The organism is Allofournierella massiliensis (genome assembly GCF_964241245.1).
In the GTDB taxonomy this organism is placed as follows: domain Bacteria; phylum Bacillota; class Clostridia; order Oscillospirales; family Ruminococcaceae; genus Allofournierella; species Allofournierella massiliensis.
Genome location: NZ_CAXSWZ010000033.1, coordinates 25,277 through 32,617, shown reverse-complemented (window position 1 = coordinate 32,617; position 7,341 = coordinate 25,277). Strand labels below are relative to the sequence as shown.

The window sequence follows — 7,341 nt, the reverse complement described above, 5'->3', positions numbered from 1 at the left end:
GTTCTGTGAGGGGCAGTAGACAATCCCTTCGCAGCAAAAATTATGTGAAAGGAGTGTCGAGGCTGTCTACTCGACTGGGACACATATCCTGCTACAGAAGCAGTATGCCCCGGGCACGGGAGAACGATGGGACAGGCAGCTCGCCCTTCGGGGGTAATATCGCACTCTAAAGGATTCCATTCTCCCTTATGAACACATTGTGTCGTCTCGCACCAGCAATGAGAAGATTTTTCTTTCCGTGATACATCACCATCCATTTGGATAACTAAAAAATCCAGAGCCGGCTGGATGCCCTTCATCAATTCCTTACGGATAGATGCATTGTCATAACACCATTTCCAGACGCCTTTCCATCCGTTCCCGTATTTTCCGGTCAGGTCATTTTCTGGCTGGAGCATGACATATGTGTTTTTTGCCCCAGTGATCTGGTCAATAACACCTTTCAAAATAATATAATCGGTGGGACCTTCACAAACAATTCCTATGTGTTTCATATCAGAGTAGGCACACCTCCCAACCGGCCATTGATCCAAAGCCGGGACAGCGGCTGGCCTTCATTGATCAGTTCCTGAGAAACTTTGATACGCTGGATCTGGGCGTAGCCGTTGGAATCACGATCCACTGCAAACAAGCGAATATTGTCATTGTTCAAATCCAATCCATCCAAGACAAGCGGATTATGGGTAGTCAGAAAAACATGCTTGCCCTGTTGCAAAATTTGATTGCAGAAGACCTCCATCATTTTTTTTGCCAGGCGCGGATTTAATGCGTGATCAAAGCTGTCTACTGCAAAAATGGATGGGCCTTGCGGGTGCATTGCCAGTGCAAGCATGAATAGTACATAAAGAGCGCCTTCGCTTGCATCGTAGCCGGTAAACTGAGCGGTGTCTTTCATGTAGCGGTCTGTGAACTCGATAATATCACGAGTAGTTGGAACATTGGCGTTGATATTGCTTTTCTTCGGGGCAGCCACTGTAATGTCAGCGGCCCAGTCAATCATATCGAGAATGTCGTCCATATAGAGATTTCCGAAAAACACTTCATCATCCTCGGAGTGGATCAATGCCTTAATAGCTTCTGCGAGGCGGCCGCCGTTCAACCCAATCGGGGTCGTTTGGGTCGTGTCAGGTGCAGTACCGCGCAATGTAATTGTGTTAGGCTGAAAAATACCATATGCCGAAAAATCCTCTGCAATTTTTCGGCTGGCATTCAAGTTGATCGCATCATCAATGAGAAAGAAACCAATATAATTGTTACTCTGCTGGGAAGAGGCGTTGCTGCGTCCCCATAACCTTTCGCCATTCTGGAAAAATGCTTCAGAATGATATTTCCAGTACTCTGTATCCGTAGGGGTAGTTAAGTGAACATCATACTGGTACACATCCGAGCTGCTACCATCATCCCATTCCAAAGAAAGATCAACGGTAGACTTTAGCCGGTTGATGCTCTTGAAATTTGACTTATAGAGGGCAGGAACACTGAGACGAACTCCCTTGCGCTGGAGACTGGCAGCATCAACCCGATCAGTCATGGCCGCGCTTAACAAACCGATTCCTTCCAGAATGGTGGATTTACCAGAGCCGTTGGCTCCGATAAATACATTGACCTTTCCCGGCTCAAAAGATGCCTTATAAAGACATTTGAAGTTTCCAAAACTTATTTTCTTCAGATTCATGTGATCGCCCCTTTCTAAATATCAGTATAGCACATTTTCAAAATTAAATACAGCATATTTTTAAAAAAAGGCAATATCTAATTTGTAAAATGCGTTGTTATTAGGAGCAGGGCAATAACGGCGTATCATGATTGACAAACCATGTTTTCCATAGTATTATTAAAAATAGGGGTTATACCTCTCAAAAGGAGATAGAGCCATGAATATGAATTTTCATTTAACCGATCAGCGTAAAAAGAGAATCGACTCTGTACAATCCATACCGATGAAACATTGTGCAGAGTATAGCGTATAAACGACGCATTTAGATTTCATCGGGAAGCCATCAAAGGGGATTTTATACCCATTTTTAGAAAGTGGCTTCCCATGCAGTTATAATGTGTATGAGGCTATGGACAATGTTTTGTCCATAGCCTTTTGTTTTTGAGCTACTATGCCAGAGGCAGAAGGCAGATACACTTATGTATCTTTGCTTTCTGCCGTTTTCTTTTGTCCAGAATATACAGGAAAGGATTGATAAACATGAGCTTATTAGAAATTGACGGACTGACACACTCTTTTGGAGAGAATGTGCTATACAAAAATGCAGGCTTTACACTCAACAAGGGGGAACATATTGGTATTGTCGGACAGAACGGAACCGGCAAAAGCACTTTAATCAAAATCTGTACGGAGCAGATCATTCCAGACAGCGGGCGTATCGTCTGGCAACCAAATACTACGGTTGGTTATTTAGACCAATATGCGGAAATTGACCATTCCCTAACGATGAAGGAATTCCTTAAATCTGCTTTCTCAAAGCTATTTGATATGGAAGCACAGGCAATGGAGCTCTATGAAAAAGCTGCTGACGGCGATATGAAAAGCCTTGAACTGGCCGCCCATTATCAGGAGCAGCTTGAAGCCCACGATTTTTACTCGATAGATACAGCCATTGAGCGTGTCGCCAATGGGTTAGGACTTCTGGCTATTGGCCTTGACCGTTCGATTGCAGAAATGAGTGGCGGACAACGAGCCAAAGTAATTTTAGCGAAGTTGCTGCTGGAAAAACCGGATGTTTTGTTGCTGGATGAGCCGACCAATTTCCTTGATAAAGACCATGTGACATGGCTGGCAGAATATTTATCTGCTTTGGAAAATGCTTTTTTAGTAGTTTCCCATGATTATGGCTTTCTGGACAAGATAGCGAACCGCATTTGTGATATTGATAACGATACTATCACGAAATACTATGGCACATATTCCGAATTTTTGCGAAAGAAAACTTTGCTGCGGGAAGATTATGTAAGACAATATGCGGCCCAGCAAAAGGAAATTAAAAAGACGGAGGAATTTATACGGAAGAACATAGCGGGAAGAAAAGCAAAGATGGCGAGAGGACGACAAAAGCAGCTTGACCGGATGGAAAAGATGGAGGCCTTAGACCAAAAGGAAATTATTCCGTACTTCCATTTTCCCGTACTTCCATTAACCAATACAGAACACTTGTTGGTGAAACATCTGGCAGTTGGCTACCATTACCCCGTTTTATCAAACGTTGAATTTAGCATTAAGGGAGGACAAAAAGTTGTTATTACTGGATTTAATGGGATTGGAAAATCGACACTGTTAAAAACCCTGATTGGGGAAATTCCATCTATGCAGGGCCATTTCAAATTTTCCGATCAGGTTACTATCGGATATTTTGAACAGGATTTAGAGTGGCAAGAACCTGAATTGACGCCCATTCAAATTGTTGCCAATGCTTATCCCAATATGGTGACAAAAGATGTCCGCAAACATTTGGCGCGATGTGGGATTTCCAGTAAACACGCTATGCAGGCCATAGGAACATTAAGCGGTGGAGAGCAGGCAAAGGTAAAAATGTGTCTGCTTACTCTGACTCCCTGCAATTTCTTAATTATGGATGAACCTACAAACCATTTAGATGTACAGGCAAAAGAGGCTTTGAAAACAGCCCTTTCAACTTTTGAGGGAACGGTACTGCTCGTATCGCATGAAGAAGCCTTTTACCGAAATTGGACACAACGAGTTATTAACATTGAGAAAAAATAGAGTTTTGTAACAGTGCATAGTAATAAAAATAGCCACTTGGAAAGTGCGCATTCGGCACTTCCCAAGCGGCTTTTGTGCATTACAAATTCTGCCGGATGATCCGCGTGATGATGCCCACGGCCACGCCCCGCTCCATATCAAGGCGGGTGACGGCAAAGGACACATCATCCTTCTTGCCGGGCATCCTGTAGTCATAGCAGGAGTGGGCTACCGCATTGACGCCATTGGCGAGCCGGACATAGACCACACCTTTATGAACATCGGTGACCTTTCCGGCGTATTTGCCCTGGATGCGGCACTTCTGCAGGTTGTCCCGGTCAGTGTTTTCCGAAGTGCTCTTGATGTCGGCCCGGATGCCCAGGTCCTCCAGGCTGTTGCGCCGTACACTGAGGATACGGATCAGCACTTCATCGCCCACAGCAAACCGCTCATGGGCGTCGCCGATCCAGTCCCAGGCAAGGTCGCGGGCCAGAATGGAGCATTCCACGCCGAACACCTCCACACGGACGACCTTTTCCGCCACAGCGATGACCCTGGCCTGGACAATGCGGCCCTCGTAGACGCGGTACATCCCATCCGGGTCCAAATCGAAATAGAAGGTCTGGCGCTTGCGCATCATGGCCTCCCGGCGGCTGGCTACCACGCTGCGGGTCTTGGAGTCAATGCCCCGCACCACAAAGTCAATGTCGGCGCCCAGCATATTCCCCAGGATCTTGTTCTGGCGCAGCATCAGGTCAGTGTATTCCTGGCCGGAGGGGCTGCGGCCCAGATTGATCATCATTTCTTTCAGGGGGATGATGATGCGGAATCCCTTATAGTCCACCACAGCTACCGTCTTGCGGTTGTCCAGCTGCTCAATGCCGCCCAGCTTGCCGGTAAGGATGCGGCGGGTGCGGTAGGCGTTGTGGATCTCATGCCAGATGATGTCCTCACGGTCTTCCTGCGTCTCCACATCTTCCCGGCTGCGGATGGTCAGGATCGAAGGCTCGCTGCGGCGGGGAGCGGCGGTGCGCCTGGGAGTAGAAGCGGGATCAGGGGCTGCCTCTGCCGGCGGTTCGGCCAGAGCGGCAGGAGTTTCTGCCGCAGCCGCTTCGCTATCATCAGACGGCGCATCTTCCTCAACGGGAGCCATCGGCTCAGGAGGCTCTGTTTCTGCGGTGATTTCTTCCACCGGGGCCGTACTCTCGGCCGGCGCGGTCTTTTTCCTGCGGGTGGCCCGTTTGGGCTTGGGCGGTTCCGGTTCCTCAGCCGCTTCAGAAACAGGCTCACCGGGGACATCGGCCGCACTATCATCAGCGGGAACAGCAGAGGTATCTTCGCCATCATCACTGTCAGGGCCCTCTGCCAGAACAGTGGTGTCGTCCTCGCCGGGGAGGGCGTCTGCCGCCTCAGTATCGGCAGCTGCCGCACCAAACACCTCGCTTTCGGTGAGTTCCGGGAGGGCGCCGCCATCCTCCGTGGGGGCAGCATCTTCATCAGTCTGGTCCATAGAGGCCAGCAGCTCATTCAAATCGCCGCCATCAGCGGGTGCCGCCATATCAGCCTGCGCTTCATCAGGGGGCGGAGCGTTCTCCACGGTAACCGTGGTCTCAGGTGCGGTATTTTCCTGCTCAAGCAATTCTTTTTTCTTGGTTGCCATAAGTAAAAACCTCCTTATGTTGTGAATTTAAGAAAGGATCGAGTCCTTGTCTGTGGTGATGATCCCGTCCGGGGCCTCGGAAGCAGGCGATGACGGGGGCGATTTCGGGGCAGCCGGCGTACCGGAAGATTTCGGTTTTCTCTTTGCCGCCGGCTTCTTGGGGGCGCTTTCCTTCGGCTTGGGGGCCGGGGGCGGCGCGGCGGCAGGTTTCGGCTGCGCTTGTTCCTCCAACTCGCGCCATTCAGGAATGTGCGCCGAGGCTTTGCAGTCGCGGAGCTTGGAGGATTCCGGATGCTTGGAGTAGTCCATCTTCTCTACCTTCAGGGCCTTTTGGCCGCGGATAATAACCAGCGCCTGTGTAATCGGGAGACGAAGCACTTCATCCGGGGTGAGGACAGGCCGTTTGCCGACGCCGGAGGTCTCCCGGTATTCCGGCGTATAATTGGAGATGCGCCAGGTGCCCAGCTGCTTGGATTTACTGGACACTGACACAGATGCCAGACCGGTGCGCTCGGAGATGAATTCCGCCGTCAGGCTGTCTGTGCAGCCCAAAAACAGCTGCGCGTCGCAATTTCCAAGTATTTCCTGCCAAAGATTGAGCGGGTATCTGTTTTGGAGACCCGCAAGGTTTTGGAAGACGCAGCTCATGGATATGTTTCTGGATCGAATCACACTGAGACGGCGGGAGAGGTCCGGAATGGTCCCGCAGGCAGTGAGCTCTTCCCCCAGGATATGGACGGGAACCGGCAGCTTGCCGCCCTCACAGTTCTTGTCTGCATACCGCACCAGCTTAATGAAGCAGAAGGACAGGAACAGGCTTGCCAGAAAATCAAAGGTGCTGTCCTGGTCGCTGGTAACGAGGAAGTAGGCGCACCGCTCCTGGCCGGGCAGTTCCAGGTCGATCTCATCCCGGGTGGTGATCTTCTTGATCAGTTCCGACTGGAACACCTGCAGCCGGGAGCCAAGGCCGATGATGACGCCGCTGCGCACCGTGTCGCTGGCCTGCTTGAACAGGCTGTAGGGGGCTTTGGCCGGATGGGTGGGCGGTAGAACATCAAACAGGCTATCCAAGTCGGATTCTCCGTTCAGCGTCAGCAGCCGGTACACCTCGCCGATATTCCGGTTTTCTTTCGCATAGCTCTGGTCCACATAGAGGACAAGGGCTTTCAGCAGGTTCATCTCACAGGAGTCCCAGAAGTGGTCGCCCTTGCCGGTGCTGTTGGTGTTCTTGATAATGACATCCACAAAAAGCTGCGCCATCAGTTCCTGCCCTTCCACTTCGGAAAGGCAGTTCCAGCTGTCTGAGTTTTCCGGCAACACCAAGTTGAAAACCTTGACGCAATAGCCCTGCTCCCGCAGGTATTCGCTGGATTTTTCATAGAGTTCGCTTTTCGGATCTGAAATGATCAGCGATTCCCCACGGATTACCGCCTGAAGGATGCGGTTCATACAGAACGACCGGGTCTTCATGCTTCCGCTGGAGCCGTACACGGCCAGGTTGCCGTTGATACGGGGATTCTCGGGAATACAGACGGCTTTCCCGTCCAGCATCCCCAGTACAATACCTTTGTGTTTGCGCAGGTCCGGCACCAGATCCAGTACACCCTTCATTTCCTTGCGGCCCATCCAGCCGGAGGTGCCGTAGGTGCCCTTGGCCGAATAGACAAAGTTCCGGTCCGTATCATACTCGCCGGTATCACTGTAGCCCATCCGCATGACCATGAGCAGCAGGATCGCCAGCAGGCCAATGCAGATCAGCACCCCGTACACTCCATAGGGCGGATGGAGAACAGAGGTCAGGCAGGTAAAAAAATCGGGCGACGCTGCCGACGGAGATGTGCCGTCTCCGGGGATGCCGCCGCCCTGTTTCCATGCTGCGTAGTTGCCCAATATCTGCCCCAGAAAGCCGCCTGCATAGAGAATCGCAAGGATGGCGAACGGCGCAGCGATCAGGCCCGCAATGAGTTTCTTC

At 50.7% G+C, this 7,341-nt stretch carries 4 protein-coding genes and 1 pseudogene; 1 reads left to right on the top strand and 4 read right to left on the bottom strand.

Annotated features, from left to right (window positions below; genetic code table 11):
- Both ACESYO_RS14220 and ACESYO_RS14215 read right to left on the bottom strand, forming a co-directional pair.
- A pseudogene (locus ACESYO_RS14220) lies at positions 1-494 on the bottom strand (hypothetical protein); the annotation flags it as partial.
- The gene (locus ACESYO_RS14215; protein ID WP_087231530.1) at positions 491-1,675 is read right to left on the bottom strand and encodes an AAA family ATPase; all 1,185 of its coding nucleotides are present in this window, start codon (positions 1,673-1,675) and stop codon (positions 491-493) included. The gene ACESYO_RS14215 and the pseudogene ACESYO_RS14220, both read right to left, overlap by 4 nt.
- Positions 1,676-2,197: 522 nt before the next feature.
- Here ACESYO_RS14215 and ACESYO_RS14210 point away from each other — a divergent pair.
- Positions 2,198-3,730 (top strand): ABC-F family ATP-binding cassette domain-containing protein, encoded by a 1,533-nt coding sequence (locus tag ACESYO_RS14210; RefSeq protein ID WP_087231533.1) that lies wholly within the window; start codon positions 2,198-2,200, stop codon positions 3,728-3,730.
- Positions 3,731-3,809: 79 nt separating this feature from the next.
- Here the strand turns inward: ACESYO_RS14210 and ACESYO_RS14205 are convergent, their stop codons facing one another.
- A complete protein-coding gene (locus tag ACESYO_RS14205; RefSeq protein WP_373210529.1) occupies positions 3,810-5,369 on the bottom strand; it encodes a S1 RNA-binding domain-containing protein in 1,560 nt (519 codons plus the stop codon).
- A 27-nt stretch (positions 5,370-5,396) separates the two neighbouring features.
- Positions 5,397-7,331, bottom strand: a complete 1,935-nt coding sequence (locus ACESYO_RS14200) for a VirD4-like conjugal transfer protein, CD1115 family (RefSeq protein ID WP_373210531.1) — start codon at positions 7,329-7,331, stop codon at positions 5,397-5,399.
- Positions 7,332-7,341: the final 10 nt, after the last annotated feature.